The 17911-nt window shown below is 72.2% G+C and carries 18 protein-coding genes; 8 read left to right on the plus strand and 10 right to left on the minus strand.

Annotated elements, in window-relative coordinates; genetic code table 11:
* Window positions 1-104: 104 nt before the first annotated feature.
* A complete protein-coding gene (locus ACWDEN_RS03325; RefSeq protein ID WP_450856942.1) occupies window positions 105-1142 on the plus strand; it encodes a CorA family divalent cation transporter in 1038 nt (345 codons plus the stop codon).
* A 10-nt stretch (window positions 1143-1152) separates the two neighbouring features.
* Here ACWDEN_RS03325 and ACWDEN_RS03330 read toward each other — a convergent pair whose 3' ends face one another.
* Window positions 1153-2322: a thiolase C-terminal domain-containing protein gene (locus tag ACWDEN_RS03330; RefSeq protein WP_351601245.1), complete on the minus strand. Its 1170-nt coding sequence runs from the start codon at window positions 2320-2322 to the stop codon at window positions 1153-1155.
* 121 nt (window positions 2323-2443) lie between these two features.
* On the opposite strand from ACWDEN_RS03330, the gene ACWDEN_RS03335 reads away from it, so the two are divergent.
* Both ACWDEN_RS03335 and ACWDEN_RS03340 read left to right on the plus strand, forming a co-directional pair.
* Window positions 2444-3652, plus strand: coding sequence for an acyl-CoA dehydrogenase family protein (locus tag ACWDEN_RS03335; RefSeq protein WP_351601242.1), 1209 nt, complete (start codon window positions 2444-2446; stop codon window positions 3650-3652).
* Complete coding sequence (locus ACWDEN_RS03340; RefSeq protein WP_351601240.1) at window positions 3649-4122, plus strand: nitroreductase family deazaflavin-dependent oxidoreductase; 474 nt, start codon at window positions 3649-3651, stop codon at window positions 4120-4122. Before ACWDEN_RS03335 ends, ACWDEN_RS03340 begins: the two co-directional genes overlap by 4 nt.
* On the opposite strand, the gene ACWDEN_RS03345 is transcribed toward ACWDEN_RS03340, so the two are convergent.
* Window positions 4119-4736, minus strand: coding sequence for a LysE family translocator (locus tag ACWDEN_RS03345; protein ID WP_351601237.1), 618 nt, complete (start codon window positions 4734-4736; stop codon window positions 4119-4121). The two genes, ACWDEN_RS03340 and ACWDEN_RS03345, sit on opposite strands and share 4 nt — an antisense overlap.
* 82 nt (window positions 4737-4818) lie before the next feature.
* Between ACWDEN_RS03345 and ACWDEN_RS03350 the strand changes: the two genes are divergently transcribed.
* A complete protein-coding gene (locus ACWDEN_RS03350) occupies window positions 4819-5271 on the plus strand; it encodes an Lrp/AsnC family transcriptional regulator (RefSeq protein WP_351601234.1) in 453 nt (150 codons plus the stop codon).
* A 108-nt stretch (window positions 5272-5379) separates the two neighbouring features.
* On the opposite strand, the gene ACWDEN_RS03355 is transcribed toward ACWDEN_RS03350, so the two are convergent.
* A complete protein-coding gene (locus ACWDEN_RS03355) occupies window positions 5380-6015 on the minus strand; it encodes a TetR family transcriptional regulator (protein WP_351601818.1) in 636 nt (211 codons plus the stop codon).
* Window positions 6016-6263: 248 nt separating this feature from the next.
* Between ACWDEN_RS03355 and ACWDEN_RS03360 the strand changes: the two genes are divergently transcribed.
* Both ACWDEN_RS03360 and ACWDEN_RS03365 read left to right on the plus strand, forming a co-directional pair.
* Window positions 6264-6938 carry a VOC family protein gene (locus tag ACWDEN_RS03360; RefSeq protein WP_351601232.1) on the plus strand — a complete coding sequence of 225 codons (675 nt, stop codon included), beginning with the start codon at window positions 6264-6266 and terminating at the stop codon, window positions 6936-6938.
* 189 nt (window positions 6939-7127) lie between these two features.
* The gene (locus ACWDEN_RS03365) at window positions 7128-9485 is read left to right on the plus strand and encodes an outer membrane protein assembly factor BamB family protein (RefSeq protein WP_450856946.1); all 2358 of its coding nucleotides are present in this window, start codon (window positions 7128-7130) and stop codon (window positions 9483-9485) included.
* Window positions 9486-9603: 118 nt separating this feature from the next.
* Here the strand turns inward: ACWDEN_RS03365 and ACWDEN_RS03370 are convergent, their stop codons facing one another.
* Genes ACWDEN_RS03370 through ACWDEN_RS03380 form a run of 3 tightly spaced genes read right to left on the minus strand, consistent with a single transcriptional unit; the run spans window position 9604 to window position 11944 of the window.
* Window positions 9604-10380 carry an enoyl-CoA hydratase/isomerase family protein gene (locus ACWDEN_RS03370; RefSeq protein ID WP_351611476.1) on the minus strand — a complete coding sequence of 259 codons (777 nt, stop codon included), beginning with the start codon at window positions 10378-10380 and terminating at the stop codon, window positions 9604-9606.
* Complete coding sequence (locus tag ACWDEN_RS03375) at window positions 10377-10787, minus strand: Zn-ribbon domain-containing OB-fold protein (RefSeq protein WP_351611478.1); 411 nt, start codon at window positions 10785-10787, stop codon at window positions 10377-10379. The genes ACWDEN_RS03370 and ACWDEN_RS03375 overlap by 4 nt, the downstream gene beginning before the upstream one ends.
* Before the next feature lie 2 nt (window positions 10788-10789).
* Window positions 10790-11944 carry a lipid-transfer protein gene (locus ACWDEN_RS03380; RefSeq protein ID WP_351611480.1) on the minus strand — a complete coding sequence of 385 codons (1155 nt, stop codon included), beginning with the start codon at window positions 11942-11944 and terminating at the stop codon, window positions 10790-10792.
* An 89-nt stretch (window positions 11945-12033) separates the two neighbouring features.
* Here ACWDEN_RS03380 and ACWDEN_RS03385 point away from each other — a divergent pair, with 89 nt between their 5' ends.
* The gene (locus tag ACWDEN_RS03385) at window positions 12034-13638 is read left to right on the plus strand and encodes a FadD3 family acyl-CoA ligase (RefSeq protein WP_450856949.1); all 1605 of its coding nucleotides are present in this window, start codon (window positions 12034-12036) and stop codon (window positions 13636-13638) included.
* Between the two features lie 1176 nt (window positions 13639-14814).
* Here the strand turns inward: ACWDEN_RS03385 and ACWDEN_RS03390 are convergent.
* Genes ACWDEN_RS03390 through ACWDEN_RS03400 form a run of 3 tightly spaced genes read right to left on the minus strand, consistent with a single transcriptional unit; the run spans window position 14815 to window position 16847 of the window.
* The gene (locus tag ACWDEN_RS03390; RefSeq protein WP_450856951.1) at window positions 14815-15750 is read right to left on the minus strand and encodes a hypothetical protein; all 936 of its coding nucleotides are present in this window, start codon (window positions 15748-15750) and stop codon (window positions 14815-14817) included.
* Between the two features lie 58 nt (window positions 15751-15808).
* Window positions 15809-16015, minus strand: coding sequence for a DUF397 domain-containing protein (locus ACWDEN_RS03395; RefSeq protein WP_450856953.1), 207 nt, complete (start codon window positions 16013-16015; stop codon window positions 15809-15811).
* Complete coding sequence (locus ACWDEN_RS03400) at window positions 15996-16847, minus strand: helix-turn-helix domain-containing protein (RefSeq protein WP_450856955.1); 852 nt, start codon at window positions 16845-16847, stop codon at window positions 15996-15998. Before ACWDEN_RS03400 ends, ACWDEN_RS03395 begins: the two co-directional genes overlap by 20 nt.
* 119 nt (window positions 16848-16966) lie before the next feature.
* Between ACWDEN_RS03400 and ACWDEN_RS03405 the strand changes: the two genes are divergently transcribed.
* Window positions 16967-17458, plus strand: coding sequence for an ATP-binding protein (locus ACWDEN_RS03405; RefSeq protein ID WP_450856957.1), 492 nt, complete (start codon window positions 16967-16969; stop codon window positions 17456-17458).
* A gap of 83 nt (window positions 17459-17541) precedes the next feature.
* Here the strand turns inward: ACWDEN_RS03405 and ACWDEN_RS03410 are convergent, their stop codons facing one another.
* Window positions 17542-17775, minus strand: coding sequence for a hypothetical protein (locus ACWDEN_RS03410; protein ID WP_351611492.1), 234 nt, complete (start codon window positions 17773-17775; stop codon window positions 17542-17544).
* Window positions 17776-17911: the final 136 nt, after the last annotated feature.

The raw sequence follows: 17911 nt of genomic DNA on the forward strand, positions 1-17911 counted from the left end.
GTTCGGCAGCCGTCCCGCGACGCACACGAGTGCCTCCGCGTGCGGGAACGCCTGGGGCCGGGGACGCTCGGAGCCACGGGCTTCGGGAATGACGGTGAGGGGCGATGATCGTAACGGTGGTGTCGATGCCCGAGATGACCATCACCCGTACGGATGTCTCGGAGGCGCGGGCGCGGCTGGCCGCCGCGTCCTTCCTGCTCGTCGACGTCGAACTGCCGGAGGAAGCGCCGGAGCGGGAGGCACCGGAGCGGGAGGCACCGGAGCGGGAAGCGCCGGAGCGGGAAGCGCCGGAGCGGGAGGCGCCGATCGCCGGTCAGCTGGGCCTGGAGGATGCCGAGGACCTGGACTGGTTCGGCAGGGCGGGTGAGGCCCCGCGCGCCGAGTTCCTGGGGGACCGGGCCGCCTTCGTGGTGCCGGTGGTCCACGGGGACCGGATCGCCCACATCCACATCGTGGTGACCGAACGGTTCCTGGCCGCCGTGCACCGGGGCCAGGCCGGGCTGGCCAGGAGCCTCACCACGGCGTTGCGGCACGAGCGGCCCGAGGACACCGTCGCCGTGCTCTTCCTCCTGCTCCAGGAGGCGCTGGCCACCTTCCGCCGGGCCGCCGTGCGGGCGCTGCTGGAGACCGAGGAACTCGAGGACGGCATGTTCGAGCAGCGGCGGCCCGAGCAGATCTACCGTCTGGCGCGGCTGCGACGGCGCTCCGCCCTGCTGCACCACGCCCTGCTGCCCTACCTCCAGGCGGTCGACGAGATCCTCACCCGCCGGATGATGAGCCCCACCTTCCCCGAGGACCGGCAGAGGCGGGCCCAGGGGTTCCAGACCGCCGGAAGGCTGGTGCTCGCCGACGTCGAGTCCCTCCAGGACGCCACCCGCCGGGCCTTCGCCAGTTACTCCTCGCTCGTCGCGGGCGAGCAGAACGGCGTGATCAACCGGCTGGCCATCGTGTCGGTGATCTTCCTGCCGCTGTCGTTCATCACCGGGTTCTTCGGCATGAACTTCACGTTCCTGACGAACAGACTGGAGACCAGGGACGAGTTCTGGCTGCTCGCCGTCGGGCTGCAGGCGGTCGTCCTGCTGAGCTCCCTCTACGTGCTGCACCGCACCCGCATCTGGCGCCGGCTGCTGGAGGAGGACTGAGGCGGGGCCCTCACCGGCCCAGAACGACCGTCCCCGACGAGCAGAACCAGCCCCCCGTCCCGGAGGCCACCCCCAGCCTCGGCAACTGCCCGTCCCGCGTCCGCACCTGCCGTTCCCCGGCCTCCCCGCGCAGTTGCAGCACCGCCTCCACCAGCAGGAACAGCCCCCGCATTCCGGGGTGTTGGGCCGACAGGCCGCCCCCGTCCGTGTTGACCGGCAGTTCCCCGCCCCGCACCAGCAGCCGGCCCTTCTCCACGAACGCCCCGCCCTCGCCCTTCCCGCAGAAGCCGAGATCCTCCAGGGTCACCAGGGTCATGTAGGTGAAGGCGTCGTAGATCTCGGCGAAGTCCATCTCGGCCGGTCCCACGCCCGCCCGCTCGAAGGCCAGCCGCCCGCTCACCGCCGCCGGGGACACCGTGAAGTCCGTCCACTCCGACATCGCCGCGTGCGAGACCTGCTCCCCGGTGCCGAGGACCCACACGGGGGCCGTACGGCAGTCCCGTACGTACTCCTCGGCCGCCAGCAGGACCGCCGCGCCGCCGTCCGAGCGCAGGCAGCAGTGCAGCTTGGTGAAGGGGTCGGCGATCATCGGGCCGGCCAGGACGTCGTCGACCGTGATCGGGTCGCGGAACATCGCCTGCGGGTTCAGTGCTGCGTTGGCCCGGGCCTGGACCGCGACCTCGGCCAGCTGCTCGACGGTCGTGCCGTGTTCGATCATGTGGCGGCGGGCGGCCATCGCGTACTTGGCGATCAGGGTGTGGCCGTAGGGGACCTCGAACTGGAGGGGACCGCGGGCGCCGAAGGACAGGTCGCCGGTCCTGCGGCCCGCCCTGATGTCGGCGCGTGCCGTCGAGCCGTAGACGAGCAGGACGGCGTTCGCGTGGCCCGCGGCTATCGCGTCCGCCGCGTGCGCCGCCATGACCTCCCAGGTCGAGCCGCCGACCGAGGTGGAGTCCACCCAGGTGGGGCGCAGGCCCAGGTACTCGGCCACCTCCACCGGGGCCAGTGTGCCGAGGCCCGCCGAGGCGAGGCCGTCGACCCGGGCGCGGTCGAGCCCCGCGTCCGCGAGGGCGCGGCGGGCCGCCTGCGCGTGCAGGGTGTACGGGGTGGCGTCGTCCACGCGCCCGCAGTCGGAGAGGGCCACCCCGACCACGGCGACCTTCCTGCTCCCAGCCGTCATGGATCTGACGGTACATCAGATACGGCGGCTCGCGGCAGGTGTCGTGACCCTGGGCATCCGTGCGCCCGCGCCCTAATATGACGCTCCGTCAGATCGGCTCGGGAGGGATGAGGGACCCGCCATGGACACGCGCCTGACCGCCGAGCAGGACGAGATCCGCCGCACCCTGCGCGAGCTGCTGCACAAGCGGTGCGGCTCGCCCGAGCTGCGGGCCGCCGTCGACAGCCCGGCCGGACACGACCCCCTCCTGTGGTCGGCCCTCGCCGACCAGCTCGGCCTGCCCGGGCTCGCCCTGCCCGAGCGGTACGGCGGTGTCGGCTGCACCCTCACCGAACTGGCCCTCGCCTGCGAGGAGACCGGCCGGGCGCTCGCCCCCTCCCCGCTGCCGGCCACCTCCGTCCTGGCCGCCCCGCTGATCCTCGCCCTCGGCACCGAGGCCCAGCGCGCCGAACTGCTGCCCCGCCTGGCCGCCGGCACCCTCACCGCCACCCTGGCCGTCCCCGGCCCGGCCCTGACCACGGCCCTCGCCCTGACCTGCGACAACGGCAGCTTCTCGGCCGGTGGCGGACGGGCCGGGGGCGTCCAGGCCCGGCACGCCGACGGCGACTGGCGGCTGTACGGGCAGGTCGACCAAGTGCTGGACGGGCACAGCGCGGGGCTGCTGCTCGTCGCCGCCCACACCGGGGGCTTCGCGCGGTCGCGGACCCTGCTGTTCCTGGTCGCCGGGGACGCGCCCGGCGTCGTACGAGCCCGGCAGACCGCGCTCGACGCCACCCGGCCGCAGGGCCGCGTCCAACTGCGGGACGTTCGCGCGGAGTTGCTCGGCGAGGAGGGGGTGGACGTGTTGCCCGCCCTGGCCGTGCTCGGTGACGGGGTCGCCGCCGTGCTCGCCTGTGAGGCCGTCGGGGCGGCGGAACGGGTACTGGAGCGGACCGTGGAGTACGTCGGGCAGCGCGAGCAGTTCGGGCGGCCGGTGGGGTCCTTCCAGGCGGTGAAGCATCGGCTGGCCGACGTGTACGTGGGGGTGCAGGCGGCTCGGTCGGCGGCGTATCACGCGGCGTGGGCCTGCGGCGCCGGCGCCGGGTCCTCGGGTGCTCAGGGTGAACGAAGTGGTGGGCTCGCGCTCGCGCAGGCCCTGGAGGCGTTGCGGGGGGCCGCAGGCGAGGGGATCCAGTTGCACGGGGGGATCGGGTTCACCTGGGAGCACGACGCGCAGCTGTACTTCAAGCGGGCCGCCGGGGACGAGCTGCTGTTCGGGCCGGTGCACCGGCTGCGGGACCGGGCCGCCGAGGCCGCCGGTCTCTTCGCGGGCACGGAGGTGACGGTGTGATCGGCGTCCGGCTGGTGCAGAAGGTGTCCTCGACGCGCGGGTTCGCGAAGGTCGCGCCCCATGTGATCCCGGCACTCGACCGGGCGGTCCACCGGCTCACCCGGGGGCGGTACCTGCTCAGCACCCGGATGCTGCCCGGGTTGGTCCTCACCTCGACCGGCGCCCGCAGCGGACTGCTCCGCCGGACCCCGCTGGCCTGCATGCCGGAGGCGGACGGCAGGAGCTGGCTGCTCGTCGGCTCCAACTTCGGGCGGCCCGGGCATCCCGCCTGGAGTCACAACCTGCTCGCCCACCCGGAGGCCGTGATCAGCTGGAAGGGCCGGGACATCCCGGTCACCGCCCGGCTGCTCACCGCGGACGAGCGGGCGGAGGCCTGGACGGCACTCCTGGAGTTCTGGCCGCCGTACGCCACGTATCAGGCCCGGGTGACGAGGGAGATCCGGCTGTTCCGGATCACGGAGACCCCCTAAACCCCGGCCAGGCGCTCCGCCAGGAGAACCGCGCCGATCCCCAGCATCGCCGCCCCCGACGTCCGCGTCACCGCCCGGGCCGCCGTCGGCCTCGCGGAGAGCAGCGCACGCGACAACGTGCCGACGGTGAGGTAGACGGCCGCGCAGCAGGCCATGTGGAGCAGGCCGAGGGCCGCCGTCTGGACGGGGACGGGCAGGTGGGTGCCGCGCAGGGTGAGGAACTGGGGGAGGACGGAGAGGTAGAGCAGCAGGCCCTTGGGGTTGAGGCCGCTGATCGTGGCGCCGCGCAGGAAGAGACGCCCGTCGGGGGAGGCCTCCTCCGTGGCTCCCGGTACCGCCGGCCGGCGCAGCACACCCCAGCCGAGCCACAGCAGATACCCCGCGCCCGCCACGGTCAGGGCCGTCAGCAGTCTCGGCGAGCCCGCCACCAGGACCGCGAGGCCCGCCGTCGCCAGGGCCGTGTGCAGGGCGTAGCCGCAGACCAGGCCGGCCACCGCGCGCGGCACCGAGCCGCGGCGCACGGCGGTCGCGATCACGTACGCCCAGTCGGCGCCCGGCACGCACACCAGCAGCACGTCGACGGCGAGGAAGGAGAAGAGCAGTCCCGAGTCCATGTCGGCGACATTAGGCGTGGATGGGCCGAAAGTGTTCCCGAAGTTTGCCCGCAAGCAGCGGTTCTGGGGGAAGATATTGCTCATGGACGACATGGACCGGAAAATCCTTGCCGAGCTGCAGCAGGACGGGCGCCTGACCGTGACCGAGCTGGCCGCCCGGGTGCGTCTCAGCGTCTCGCCCTGCCACCGCCGGCTGCGTGAGCTGGAGCGCTCCGGTGCCATCCAGGGCTACCGGGCGGTGGTGGACGCGGCGGCGCTCGGGCTGAACTTCGAGGCGCTGGTCTTCGTGTCGATGCGGCAGGAGGACCGGGACACGGTCGCCGAGTTCGAGCGGGCGGTCGGCGAGCTGGAGCACGTGCTCGACGCCCAGCGGCTCTTCGGCGAGCCCGACTATCTGCTCCGGGTGGCGACCGCCGACCTCGCGGCCTTCCAGCGGCTCTACGACGAGCGGCTGGCGACCCTGCCGGGGGTGCAGCGGCTGACCTCGACGCTGGTGATGAAGCACGTCGTACGGGACCGTCCGCTGCCCGCATAGCGGTGCAGGCGGTGGCTCACCGCGTGCGAGACGCGAGTGAACCACCGCCTGCCAGACAGGACTTGGGCATGAAAAAGGGTGCAATAAGGGGTGTGGCAGCGGGCGTTGTTACTTGCTCGGCTTCTTTCCGGTCACGCCCAGGTGTACCAACAACGCCAGGTTCGGCTTGAGTTCGGCCTGTTTCACACCCCAGGACTGGAAACCCTTCTGGTGCGCCGCCACCGCCGCGAGCATCGCGACGAGCGAGCCGGCCACCGCCGCCGGGTTCACGTCCTTGTCGACCCTGCCCTTGGACTGCAGCTCGGCGATCGAGTCCGCGAGGGAGTTGTTCACGGAGTTGAGGATCTTCATGCGGATCTTGTAGAACCGTTTGTCCCCCTCGGCGGCGCCGAGGTCGACGACCCGCAGGATCGCGTCGTTCCTGCGCCAGAACTCCAGGAATCCGTCCACGAGTTCCTGCGCGGTCTGCCATCCCGACTTGCCGGCCCAGGACCGCCCTTGGAGCAGTTGGGTCAATCCGGCGCCCTCGGTCGCCATTTGTTCGGCGATCTCCAGGACGGCGCCTTCGACGTCCGGGAAGTACTGGTAGAAGGTCGCGGGCGAAGTACCCGCCTTCCGGGCGACATCGATGACCTTGACGTCCCGGTAGGGGGAGGAGCTGAGCATCTCGCTGAGGCAGTCGAGCAGCTTCTGCCGGGTCGCCTGCCCACGCCGGCCGGCCACGCGGCCGTCGACGGTACGCACTTGTCCTGTCATGCCGTCAGCTTACCGAGGGGTGATCGGAGCGCGATTCGGCCGACTGCAAATGGGGTGCATGGGTGCTCTGAGGGTGGTGTGCCTGGTCTGCGCGGTGCGTGCGGCCCGGTTACTTTGACGGCATGGCCGAAAACAGGGCATCCGGGAACGAAGAGGCGGAAGAGACCTCGGAATCCGAAGAGGTATTTGAGGCGGAAGTCGTGGAAGAGGCATACGGGGAAGGTGTGCCCTGCTGGGTGGATGCACAGCTCGCCGACGTCGAGGCGGGCAAGCGGTTCTACGGTGAGCTCTTCGGGTGGACCTTCGAGGACGCGTACGGCTCCTCGGTGTGGGCCCGGCTGGCGGGGGAGCCCGTCGCCTCGCTGGCCCCCAAGATCGACGGCCGGATGCCCACCGTCTGGACGGTGTCCTTCGCGACCCCGGACGCCGAGGCCCTCGGCCGGCGGATCACCGCGGCCGGCGGGCAGGTGGTCATGGCCCCGTTCCCGGTGGGCGACCTGGGGGTGGCCGCCCTCGCCGCCGATCCCTCGGGCGCCGTGTTCGGCCTGTGGCAGGCGGGCCGCCACCGGGGCTTCGGGCGGCGGCACGAGCCCGGCACCTTCGTCTGGGCCCAGCTGTACACGCGGGACACGGCCGCCGCCAACGCCTTCTACGGCGGCCTCTTCCACGACGCCCTGTTCGGCGCCGAGGCCCGGCCCGACTTCGGCCGTGCCGAGGTCACCGAGGTCTTCCCGGCCGAGATGCCCCCGCACTTCCTGACCCACTTCCGCGTCGCGGACCTGGACGACGCCCTCGGGGCCGTACAGCGGCTCGGCGGCCGGGTGCAGGCGCCACCCTTCGAGACGTCGTACGGACGAGTGGCCGTCGTCACCGACAATCAGGGGGCGTCGTTCGCACTGCTGCAGCGCTGACCCGTCCGCTTTGGGGTGATTGGTACCGGTTGGTACAGAGACACCCCGAATATCACCGGGTTCGCAACCAGCCGCCCGGCCAGGAAGAATCGGGGTGCGTGCCGCCACGGCGGTGCGGTGGTGAGACGCTGCACTTCGGTCGCGTACATATGGAGAGTGGCGCGGCTCGTACGGGGAGGTGGCAGGCAAGTGGTGGATCAGCTGACGCAGCACGATCCGCGGCGGATCGGGCCGTTCGAGGTGCTGGGCCGGCTGGGCGCCGGCGGCATGGGGCTGGTCTATCTCGCGCGCTCGGCGTCCGGCCGGCGCGTGGCGATCAAGACGGTGCGCACCGAGCTGGCCGAGGACCAGCTCTTCCGGGTCCGCTTCACCCGTGAGGTGGAGGCGGCCCGCGCGGTCTCCGGCTTCTACACGGCGGCCGTGGTCGACGCCGACCCGCGCGCCGCCGTGCCGTGGCTGGCGACCGCGTACGTACCGGCGCCCTCGCTCGAGGAGATAGTGAACGACTGCGGGCCGCTCCCGGCCCAGGCCGTGCGCTGGCTCGCGGCGGGCGTCGCCGAAGCCCTCCAGTCCATCCACGGCGCGGGGCTGGTCCACCGCGACCTGAAGCCGTCCAACGTGCTCGTGGTCGAGGACGGCCCCCGGGTGATCGACTTCGGCATCGCCTCCGGGGTCTCCAACACCCGGCTGACCATGACGAACGTCGCCGTGGGCACCCCCGCCTACATGTCCCCCGAGCAGGCCAAGGACTCCCGCAGCGTCACCGGCGCCAGCGATGTCTTCTCCCTCGGCTCGATGCTGGTCTTCGCGGCCACCGGCCACCCGCCCTTCCACGGCGCCAACCCCGTCGAGACCGTCTTCATGCTGCTCCGCGAGGGCCCGGACCTCACCGGCCTGCCCGACGAGCTGCGCCCGCTCATCGAGGTCTGCATGCAGATGGAGGCCTCCGCCCGGCCCAGCCCGGCCGACCTCCAGGCCCAGCTGGCCCCGCACCTCTTCGGCTCGGGCTCCGACGACAGCGGCACCGCGTCGGCCTGGCTGCCCGAGAAGGCGGTCGCCCTCATCGAGGCCCGACGCGGCGGCCGCCCCGCCGCCAAGCCCTCCCCGGCCCCGGCCGGCGGCCCCAGGAGCGGCGGCCGTGCGGCCGTACCCCCGCCGCCCGCCTACGACCCGCCGGCCCCGGCCCCGGTCCCCGTCGGCGTCCCCGACTCCGGCCCGGTCCGGCTGGCCGGCGCCCAGGTGCCCATCGGCCCCGGCCCGCGCGTCGCCGACGCCCGCGCCGCCGCCGTCAAGGCGCCCCCGCCGGAGGCCGGCCTGGTCGCCAGCTGGTCCCGCCCGCGTCCCGGCGTCGCCGGCACAGACCCTGCCGTAGGCCCTGCCGTACCGTCCGCCCCGCCCCAGCCCCCCGAGACCGCGAGCGGCTGGCGGCCCTGGCGGTTCCGCATGTCCAACGAGGTCTGGGGCACCCCCTCGGTCGACGGCGACCTGGTCTACGTCACCTCCTTCGAGGTGCACGCCCTGGACGTGGCCACCGGCCGGCGCCGCTTCAAGACGCGGGACGTCGCCTGGTCCATGGCGGTGGCGGACGGCCGTATCCACGCCTCCGACGGCCCGACCCTGTTCGCCCTGGACGCCCGCGAGGGCAGCGACCTGTGGCGGCTGTCCACGGACGCCTGGGTGTACTCCCTGCACGCCGACCACGGCACGGTCGTCACCGGCACCCGGGGCGGCGGCGTGCAGGCCTGGGAGGCCGCGCACGGGCAGAAGCTGTGGGAGATCAGCGGCTGCCAGACCGACTTCGAGTCCCCCGAGGCGGGCCCGCTCGTCCACGACGGCACGGTCTACGTCTGGCAGGACGCCCGCCTGCGTGCCCTGGAGGCCCGCACGGGCGAGGAGCGCTGGTCGTACCCGGTCGGTGACGCGGCCGCCTGTGGCGGCGTGCCGGTCCGCCTGACCCCCGCCGCCGACGGGTACGTCTACGTCTCCGCCGGCACCCGCGTCCTCGCCATCGAGGCGGCGAGCGGCATGGTCCGCTGGCACTTCGAGGCCCCCGCGGTCTTCCTCAGCCCGCCGGCCTTCGCCCCGGGCCCGGCGGTGACGGGCGGCGGCGTCTACCTGGCGGACTACCTGGGCACCGTCTACGCCCTCGACGCCACCGACGGCCGCGACCGCTGGCGCATCGCCACCGAGGCCCGCTCCTCCATCGAGCCGGTCCTCGTCGCGGCCGGCCATGTCCACGTCGGCAGCGGCAAGGGCCTGTACACCCTGGACGCGGTCACCGGCACGCCCAAATGGCGCTTCCAGGCGGGCGGCGACGTCGTGGGCGCTCCCGCGGTGGCGGAGGGCCGTATCCACTTCGGCTCGACGGACCACCTGCTCTACACCCTGAAGTCCGACGACGGCCGCCTGCGCTGGAAGCTCGCGACCGGCGGCGAGATCACCGGCTCCCCGGTGGTCAAGGACGGCGTGGTGTACGCCTGCAGCAAGGACCGGTGCGTGTACGCGCTGGACGCGGAGAAGGGGACGGGCACGGCCCGCACGGCGTGAGGGGCACGCCGGGGACTGAGTGACGGCCGTCGTACCGGTGTGTCACGGAAGGGCTCCAGACGGCGGCCGTCCCAGGCCTGACGCTACCCCGGGTGCGGGTTCCGCGCCATGCGGTCACTCACCGTGTCCGCGGCTCGGTGCGGTCCCTGTTCCTGAACAGCTCCGCCTGCCGTTCGACCGGCAGACTGCCGAGGGCGATGAGGGACGGGGCCTGGGCGAACGCCTGGGCCAGGGCCGCCTCCCGGGCCGCCCACAGCGCCCGCACGGTCCCCTGCACCCCCTGCGGCGGATACCCGGCAACGACCGCGGCGCAGCGCACGGCGCCCGCCAGCGCCCCGCCCTCCTCCGTGACCTCCGACACGAGCCCGATCTCATGGGCCCGCCGGGCGGAGATCCGCTCGGCGTTCCCCATGAGCGCCATCCGGGCCGCCTCCCCGTACGGCATCCGCGCCGCCATCAGCATCGACTCGTAGGCGCTGACCATGCCGTACGAGGTGTGCGGATCGAAGAAGACGGCCGTCGGATCGGCGACGACGAACTCGCACTCGCCCAGCAGATAGAAGGCACCCCCGCAGGCCATCCCGCGCACGGCGGCCACGACCGGCTTCCACAGGTCGTTCGCCTTGGGCCCGACCGTCAGCAACGGATCGTCCTGCATGTACGGCGACGAGGGCTGCGGCACGACGACGTCCCGGTCGATCCCGGTACAGAACGCCCGCTCCCCGCCCCCGGTGAGCACCACGGCCCGCACCGAGTCGTCGAACCGCAACGCCCGCCAGACACCGGTGAGTTCGCGGGCCATGTCCAGGTCGATGGCGTTGAGCCGGTGCGGCCGGTCGAGGGTGACGACGGCGACCCCGCTGTCCTTGTCGGTGTCGACCCGTACGGCGCTCACGCCGGCACCCACTGCGGCAGCCCGCCGTCACCGAAGACGACATGCACCCGGGCGCCGATCCTGGGGCTCTGCGGATCAAGGGAGTCGAGGGGCGCACCGGCGCGGGCGACCAGATTCCCGACCAGCCGGATCCGGGGGCAGTCCTCCAGCTCCACCACGACGACGTTGTACGGCGCCTGCGCCGCGTAGTCGGGCAGCAGCGGCGGATGCGGCACGACGTAGGACCAGATCCGGCCGCGCCCGCTGGTGAGCCGCCACTCGCTCGCGAAGGACTGGCAGTGCGGGCAGCACGGGCGGGGCGGGAAGCGGGGTTCGTGGCAGTCGCCGCAGACCTGGACGCGCAGTTCGCCACGGGCGGCGTACTCCCAGAAGGGCGCGCCGTCGGTGTCGGTGACGGGGTTCAGCATGATCAGCTCCTCAGCAGGAGAGCGGAGGTGGGCACGCCCTCGCCGGCCGTGACCAGGCAGGTGGCGGCGCCGGGCACCTGGGCGGTGCTGGTCCCGCGCAGTTGCCTCACCCCTTCGTTGATGAGGTTGAAGCCGTGGACGTAGGCCTCGGAGAGCCCGCCCCCGCCGGTGTTGAGGGGCAGCCGCCCGCCGATCTCCAGGGCGCCTCCCTCGGTGAAGGCCCCTCCTTCCCCGCGCCCGCAGAAGCCGTAGCCCTCCAGCGAGAGCGGTATGAGGACGCTGAAGGCGTCATAGATCTGCGCCACGTCCACGTCCTCCGGCGTGAAGTCGGCGTGCTTCCACAGATGCCGGGCGGCGGTCCAGGCGGGGCCGGTGAGGGGGTCGTCGTTCCAGTAGTTGACCATGCCGTGGTGCTGGGCGGGCAGCCCCTGGGCGGCGGAGTGGACGTACACGGGCCGGGTACGGCAGTCCCGGGCGCGCTCCTTGGACACGAGGACACAGGCGAGGGCCCCGTCCGTCTCCAGACAGTTGTCGAAGAGGCACAGCGGCTCGCTGATCCAGCGCGAGGTCATGTACATCTCGCGGGTCAGCGGCCGTTCGTACATCACGGCGGCCGGGTTCTGGTTGGCCCGGTTCCGGCAGGCGAGGGCGACGTTGAAGAGGTGATCGCGGGTGGCGCCGTACTCGTGCAGGTACCGCCGCGCCAGCATGGCGATCTCGTCGACGGGCCGCAGGAGGCCGAAGGGCCGCGTCCACTGGGCCGGGGTGGGGAGCTGGACGCGGGTGTCGGTCCACGGCCGCGGCCCGGACCCCCGTTTCCGCGACCGCCAGGCGACCCCGACGGTGGCCTGCCCGCAGGCGATGGCGGCGGCGAGGTGCGCGACGGTCGCACAGGAGCCGCCCCCGCCGTACCCCACCTTGCTGAAGAAGGTCAGATCCCCGAACCCGACGGCCTTGGCGAGCTCGACCTCGTCGGTCTCCTCCATGGTGTAGGAGGCGAGTCCGTCGACCTCACCGGGCGCGATCCCCGCGTCCTCCAGCGCGGCGAGCACGGCCCGGCAGGCGAGCGTCTTCTCGTCCTCCGGAAGATGCCTGGCGAACGAGGTCTGCCCGATCCCGACGATGGCGGTGGCGTCCTTGAGCCCGGCTGCTGCCACAGCGTCCTCCCCCTCCTCAGCATCCTGACAGTCCGTCAGATTACAGCTAATCTGACGGACGGTCAGCTACGCGGTACAGGGGGCCTGTGATGAGCGACTGCGACTGGGACACCATCCCCGGCCTGGTCCGGTGGTCGGCCGAGCGGTACGCGGACACGGAGGCGGTGGTCGAGGGCCGCACCAGGATCACGTACGCCGAACTCGGCGCCCGGGTCGAGCGCGCCGCGGCGGCCTGCCTGGCGAGCGGGGTGCGGGCCGGCGACCGGGTGGCGGTCTGGGCCCCCAACTCCCTGGACTGGATCGTGTCTGCCCTCGGCGCGGTGACGGCGGGCGCGGTCCTGGTCCCGCTGAACACCCGCTTCAAGGGCGCCGAGGCGGCGGACGTACTGCGCCGCAGCGGGGCCCGGCTGCTGTTCGTGACGGGCACGTTCCTGGGCACCTCGTACGTGGCGAGCCTGCGCCGGGCGGCGGGGGAGGGGGTGGCGGACGGCCGGGCGCCGCTGCCCGGACTGCCGGAACTGGAGGAGGTGGTGGTCCTGTCGGAGGACGCGCCCCCGGACTTCCGCACCTGGAAGGACTTCCTGGCGGGCGGAGAGGGCGTGGGTGCGCCCGAAGTGGAATCGCGGCGGAGGGAGTTGGATGCTTCGGCGCCGTCGGACATCATCTACACGTCGGGCACGACGGGCCGCCCCAAGGGCGCGATGATCACGCACACCCAGACCCTCCGGGCGTACGAGATCTGGGCGGACCTGGCCGGGTTGCGGGCCGGCGACCGCTACTTGATCATCAACCCCTTCTTCCACACCTTCGGCTACAAGGCCGGGGTGATCGCCTGCCTGATGCGCGGGGCGACGATGATCCCTCAGCCGGTGTTCAACGTGGAGACGGCACTGGCGAACATAGCGGCGGAACGCATCTCGGTCCTCCCCGGCCCACCCACCCTCCACCAGTCCCTCCTGGACCACCCGTCCCGGGACGCGTACGACCTCTCGGCGCTGCGCCTGGTGGTGACGGGCGCCGCGGTCGTGCCGCTCCGCCTGGTGGAACGCCTGCGCGGCGAACTGGGCGTGGACACGGTCCTCACGGCGTACGGCCTGTCGGAGGCGAGCGGCATCGTCACGATGTGCCGGCGCGGCGACGCCCCGTCGGTCATCGCGTCCACGTCGGGCCGGCCGATCCCGGGAACGGAGCTACGACTGGTGGACGCGACGGGCGCGCCGGTACGACCCGGCGAGGCGGGCGAGATCCTGGTCCGCGGCTTCAACGTCATGCGCGGCTACTACGAGGACGCGGCGGCGACGGCGGAGGCGATCGCTCCCGACGGCTGGCTGCGCACGGGCGACGTGGGTGTCCTGGACGCGACGGGCAACCTGCGCATCACGGACCGCATCAAGGACATGTTCATCGTCGGCGGCTTCAACGCCTACCCGGCGGAGATAGAGCAGTCGCTCGCCCTCCACCCGGATGTCCGGGAGGCGGCGGTGATCGGCGTACCGGACGCGCGGCTGGGGGAAGTCGCCAAGGCCTTCGTGGTCCGCCGCCCCGGCTCGGTCCTGACCTCGGACGACCTGATCGCCTGGTCCCGCCGCGAGATGGCGAACTACAAGGTGCCGAGGTCGGTGGAGTTCGTGGGCGAGCTCCCGCGGAACGCGAGCGGGAAGGTGGTGAAGGGGGTTTTGCGGGGGAGGGCGTGAGGGGGAGGGGGCTGGACCGAGCCGGTGTCGATGGGTTGCCGTGGGGCCGCCCGCTTCTTCGGCCAGTGTCGTGCTTCCGCGAGGTGCGTCAAGGGCGCTGCGTTCCGCTGCGCTCCACTCCGCGTCGGCTTCGCCGATGGCCCTCCGGTCCACCCTTGACCCACCTCGCTCCAGCACGAGGAAGAAGCGAGCGGGCAGGCCGGGGAAAGTGGCCGGCTTGCCGGGGTCGGGCCGTTACGTCGGCTGCGTTCGCGTCGTCGGCTGAGGGGTGCGCGGTCGCGTCTCGCCTGCACGCCGGGCCGGCCAAGCGGCTCGCGGTGAGTGGGTGGGTGCGCGGTCGCGGGGTAGGGGGCACGCCGGGTGGGGTCGGCGGCGCTCGGCGGCTCGGCAACTGGGCACTTCGGGATGCGAATTGAGTGGCCGGCGTGACCCCAAGAGCGCCCCTTCTGTCACACCAGGCACAGAGGCCACGGCAAGCCGAGCAATCGGCAGACTTGGGCCAGCCTGGGAGCCAACCTGGGAGAGCTGACCCGCCGTCCGCTGAGGACGAGAGTGCCCAAAGATGCCAACCCTCCGCCGTCCTCACGTTCGGGGCCCTCAGGTGCAGATGCCAGGATCCCGCGCCGCCAGGCCGACCTTCACGGGCTGGGATCCCCCCAACTCGCCGAGCCGACCGGGCGTGCCGCCGCCGGGCTGGTGCGCCGCCCCGCTCCTCCCGTAAGCCGCCGAGCCGACCGGGCGTGCGGCCGCCGGGCTGGTGCGCCCCCGCCCATTCACCGTAAGCCGCCAACCGCGCCCGGCGTGCCGCCGCCGGGCTGGCGCGCCGCCCCGGCCCTCCCGCAAGCCGCCAACCGCGCCCGGCGTGCCGCCACCTGCCTGGCGCGCCCCCGCCCATTCACCGTAAGCCGCCAACCGCGCCCGGCGTGCAGGCGAGGCGCGGTCGCGCCCGTCAGCCCCGGCCCGGAACGCAGCCGACCCGTACCGCAAACCCCGGCAAGCCGGCCACTTTCCCCGGGCTGCCCGTTCGCTTCTTCCCCGTGCTGGAGCGAGGCGTGTCAAGGGTGGTCCGGAGGGCCATCGGCGAAGCCGACGCGGAGTGGAGCGCAGCGGAACGCAGCGCCCTTGACTCGCCTCGCGGAGGCACGACACTGGCCGAAGAAGCGGGCGGCCCCACGGTCACCGGGAATCGCCGGTCAGGGCAGCCAGGGTGGCCCTGATCTCCTCGACCATGTACTCAGGGCGGTGGAAAACGTCCTCGGCGCTGTAGCGGAGGAGGCTGCGGATCTCCGGACACCTCAGGATCTGGTTGAAGCGGGCGACGTCCCTTCGGTGTGCGTCACGGGTTCCGTGGTAGGCGTAGCCCTCGATCTCCACCCCCAGCCCTGTCGCCCTGAACAGGAAGTCGACGACGCGGCGACTGCCGTCCGGGGTGCGTAGCTCGGCCTGGCTCTCGGGGTGCAGGTCGGCGTCGTACATGCGCAGTCGGGCAACCGTCTCGGCAGGGGAACCGGCGAGGGGGTCGGCCAGGGGCAGCCAGTTCCGGGCCCGGACCGACCCTTGCAAGGTCGTCTCAAGCGCCGCGGCGATCTCGTCCAGCTTGGTGAGCGGCGCGCGACGGACCCGCCCGACCCTGCGGCACGTCTGCGCCGAGTCCACGGCGACGATCGCCTCGTCCCTCGGGCCGCGCCGAAGCAGGTCGGCGAGCGTGCGGGTGGGGTTGGTGAGCCGTAACCCCTGCCGTTCCACCACGTCCCTCGCGCTGAGCGGCATCCGGTGGACGCGCACGCCCGCGCTCACACCACGGACGGTGAGCTGCGGGTCGATGAACTCCAGCGGCCTCCTGCGGCCGTCCCCGAGCATCTCGACCCGCCAGAGGGCAGCCGCTGAACTGTGGCTCACGATCAGCCGGGGGTCGCGGAGCAGCACGGCCCGGAGGTGAGTGAGCAGGTCCGGGTTCCGCCCGGGCTCGGCCCAGGCGCCCTGCCGCAGCCGGGTCCAGCCCTCTGCCCGTAGCGCACGTGTGAGGCTGCGCCGGGGCCAGCCGGCCTCCACGGCACGCGAGGTGAGCAGGACGCCCCGGTTGGCCAGCGCCCTCAACTCCGTCCGCTCCACTCCAGCAAGATCGCAGAATCCCTGACTTGCCGCTGAGCCTGTGGATAACCGGGCGGGGTCAGCCCTTCAACGAGTTGAGGAAGGTGCTCCAGGCGAGGGGGCGGAAGAGGAGCACGGGGCCGTCCTGCGCCTTCTTCGAGTCGCGGACGGGGATCACCACGCTGGGGTGTGCGTTGGAGACTTCGACACACTCGCCACCGGTGCCGTTGCTGTAGCTGCTCTTGCGCCACACCGTGGTGCTCAGGTCAATCCCGCTGCTTGCCATCTCGGTAGTCCTCTGCCGCAGCCTCGATGATCGCAAGGGACGCCTCAGGCGGCAGTGCGGCGGCCCTGAGCAGATCGTACGACTCGCGGTACTGCTTCACGAGCGCTGGATAGTCGATGAGTTGGCCGCTGTGTAGTGACTCGGTGTACACCACCGGAGGTGCGTCCGCGAAGGTCATGAACCTGGTCATGCCCATCATGAACGGATGGACGCCGGTGGTTTGCGGGACGATCTGCAGAATGGAGTGCGTATTCCTCACCACCTGCGCGATGTGCTCCAGCAGTTCCGCCATCGGCTCGCCGGGGAGCGCTGGGCGCCGGATCAGAGACTCATCCAAGATCGCCCAGAACTTGGGCGGGTGCTCCGAGTCGAAGAGCCTGGCGCGGTCCATGCGGACGTGGACCTTCCCTTCGACCTCCTCGTCCGAGGCACGGGGCATCGCGGCGCGTACGATCGCGCGGGCATAGGGCGCTGTTTGCAGCAGCCCCGGCACCAGCATCGGCGCCCAGTCCTCGATCGTCTCCGCATGCTGCTCCAACTCCGCCACATCCGCGAAGTACTCCGCATGCCCCGACTGCCGTGCCCTGCGGGCATCTTCACAACGGCGCTCGAAAAACCCGTCGGTCTTCAGCACCTTGTCGACATGCCGGGCCAGATCCACCGGCATGCGTCGCTCACCCCGCTCGATCTGGCTCAGGAACGGCACACCCCGGAAGCTCCCTTCCGCCAGCTGCTCCAGGGTCAGCCCCGCCAGTTCCCGTCGATAGCGCAACTCGGCGCCGTAGAAGGAGGGGACGTTCGCCGACGCGTCGGGGTCTTTGCGTGGGGGCACAACTCATCACCGCCATTTGCCAGTTGCGCTGCGTAGCCGAAACCTCTTCAAAAGGTACCGATGTCGGCGCCACTGTGTGACTGATTCATCACAGAGAGCACAGGAAGGCGTACGCAACCATGGCGTCCTCGAATCCCCCCAGCCCTCCCCCCGGCCTGGTGGCGCTCGGCAACTGCAACGCCGCCACGGCACGCGGGCCGGCAGCGGTGCTGCGGAGTCTCGGTACGGCACCGAGCCGGCCGCCGCTGGACGTGGAGCTTCCCGCCGTACCGGAGGCGCTCCAGGGACTGCGCCGTACCGTGCGCCGCTACCTGGACGCGCCCTGCACCGATGTCCAGCTCTGCGTCACCGAACTCGTCACCAACGTGATCCGGCATGTGGGGGAGGCGACTCCGGTCCGTGTGCGGGTGGCCCTGACGGACGGCAACCACATCCGCGTCGAGGTCACGGACCCAGCCGGGCAGGCCCTGCCCGTGCCCCTGCCCGGCGCGCTCGACGCCGAGGACGGGCGTGGCCTCGCCCTGCTGGACGCGGTGGCGCTGCGCTGGGGCGTGGAGCAGGGGGTGGAGGGCAAGACGGTGTGGTGCGAGCTCGGCATTCGTCGAACCTGACTGCCCCTGGACACACCTCGGCCGCGACGGCTCCCCCTCGGCGCCGTCGCGGCCGGTCCCCCGTTGTGTGTGAGCCTTGGGCCTTAGGCCGTCTCGGATCCGGCGTGATTCTCCTGCGGCTTCAGGACGCTCTCCGACACCAGGCCGGCGTGGTTCTCGAGCGGCTTGATGGCGTCGTTGCCCGTCGTGCTCCCGGCGTGGTTCTCCAGAGGCTTGACGGTGGAGCCGTCGTCCGGGCTGCCGGCGTGGTTCTCCAGCGTGGTGATCTCGTTCTTCTGCGAGGTCTCGCTCATCGTCGGCAACTTTCTGTCGAGCATCCTGGAAGGGTGATCAACCCGTCCGGCGGCTCCCCCGATGGGCCGCCGGACGGGACTCAAGGCCGTTCACCCTAACGGTGAGGCCAAGTGCCGCTCCGTTTGGCCCCCCGCCGCAACGGACCGGCACTCATGAGGA

The sequence above is a fragment of the Streptomyces sp. NPDC001153 genome (assembly GCF_053598315.1).

Bases quoted from the DNA above. Each gene is read 5' to 3' on its own strand.
- ACWDEN_RS03350 (WP_351601234.1), top strand. From the start codon at position 4,819: ATGGACGACATGGACCGGAAAATCCTTGCCGAGCTGCAGCAGGACGGG.
- ACWDEN_RS03405 (WP_450856957.1), top strand. From the start codon at position 16,967: ATGGCGTCCTCGAATCCCCCCAGCCCTCCCCCCGGCCTGGTGGCGCTC.
- ACWDEN_RS03395 (WP_450856953.1), bottom strand. From the start codon at position 16,015: ATGGCAAGCAGCGGGATTGACCTGAGCACCACGGTGTGGCGCAAGAGC.
- ACWDEN_RS03335 (WP_351601242.1), top strand. From the start codon at position 2,444: ATGGACACGCGCCTGACCGCCGAGCAGGACGAGATCCGCCGCACCCTG.
- ACWDEN_RS03375 (WP_351611478.1), bottom strand. From the start codon at position 10,787: ATGCTGAACCCCGTCACCGACACCGACGGCGCGCCCTTCTGGGAGTAC.
- ACWDEN_RS03325 (WP_450856942.1), top strand. From the start codon at position 105: ATGATCGTAACGGTGGTGTCGATGCCCGAGATGACCATCACCCGTACG.
- ACWDEN_RS03345 (WP_351601237.1), bottom strand. From the start codon at position 4,736: ATGGACTCGGGACTGCTCTTCTCCTTCCTCGCCGTCGACGTGCTGCTG.
- ACWDEN_RS03385 (WP_450856949.1), top strand. From the start codon at position 12,034: ATGAGCGACTGCGACTGGGACACCATCCCCGGCCTGGTCCGGTGGTCG.
- ACWDEN_RS03330 (WP_351601245.1), bottom strand. From the start codon at position 2,322: ATGACGGCTGGGAGCAGGAAGGTCGCCGTGGTCGGGGTGGCCCTCTCC.
- ACWDEN_RS03410 (WP_351611492.1), bottom strand. From the start codon at position 17,775: ATGCTCGACAGAAAGTTGCCGACGATGAGCGAGACCTCGCAGAAGAAC.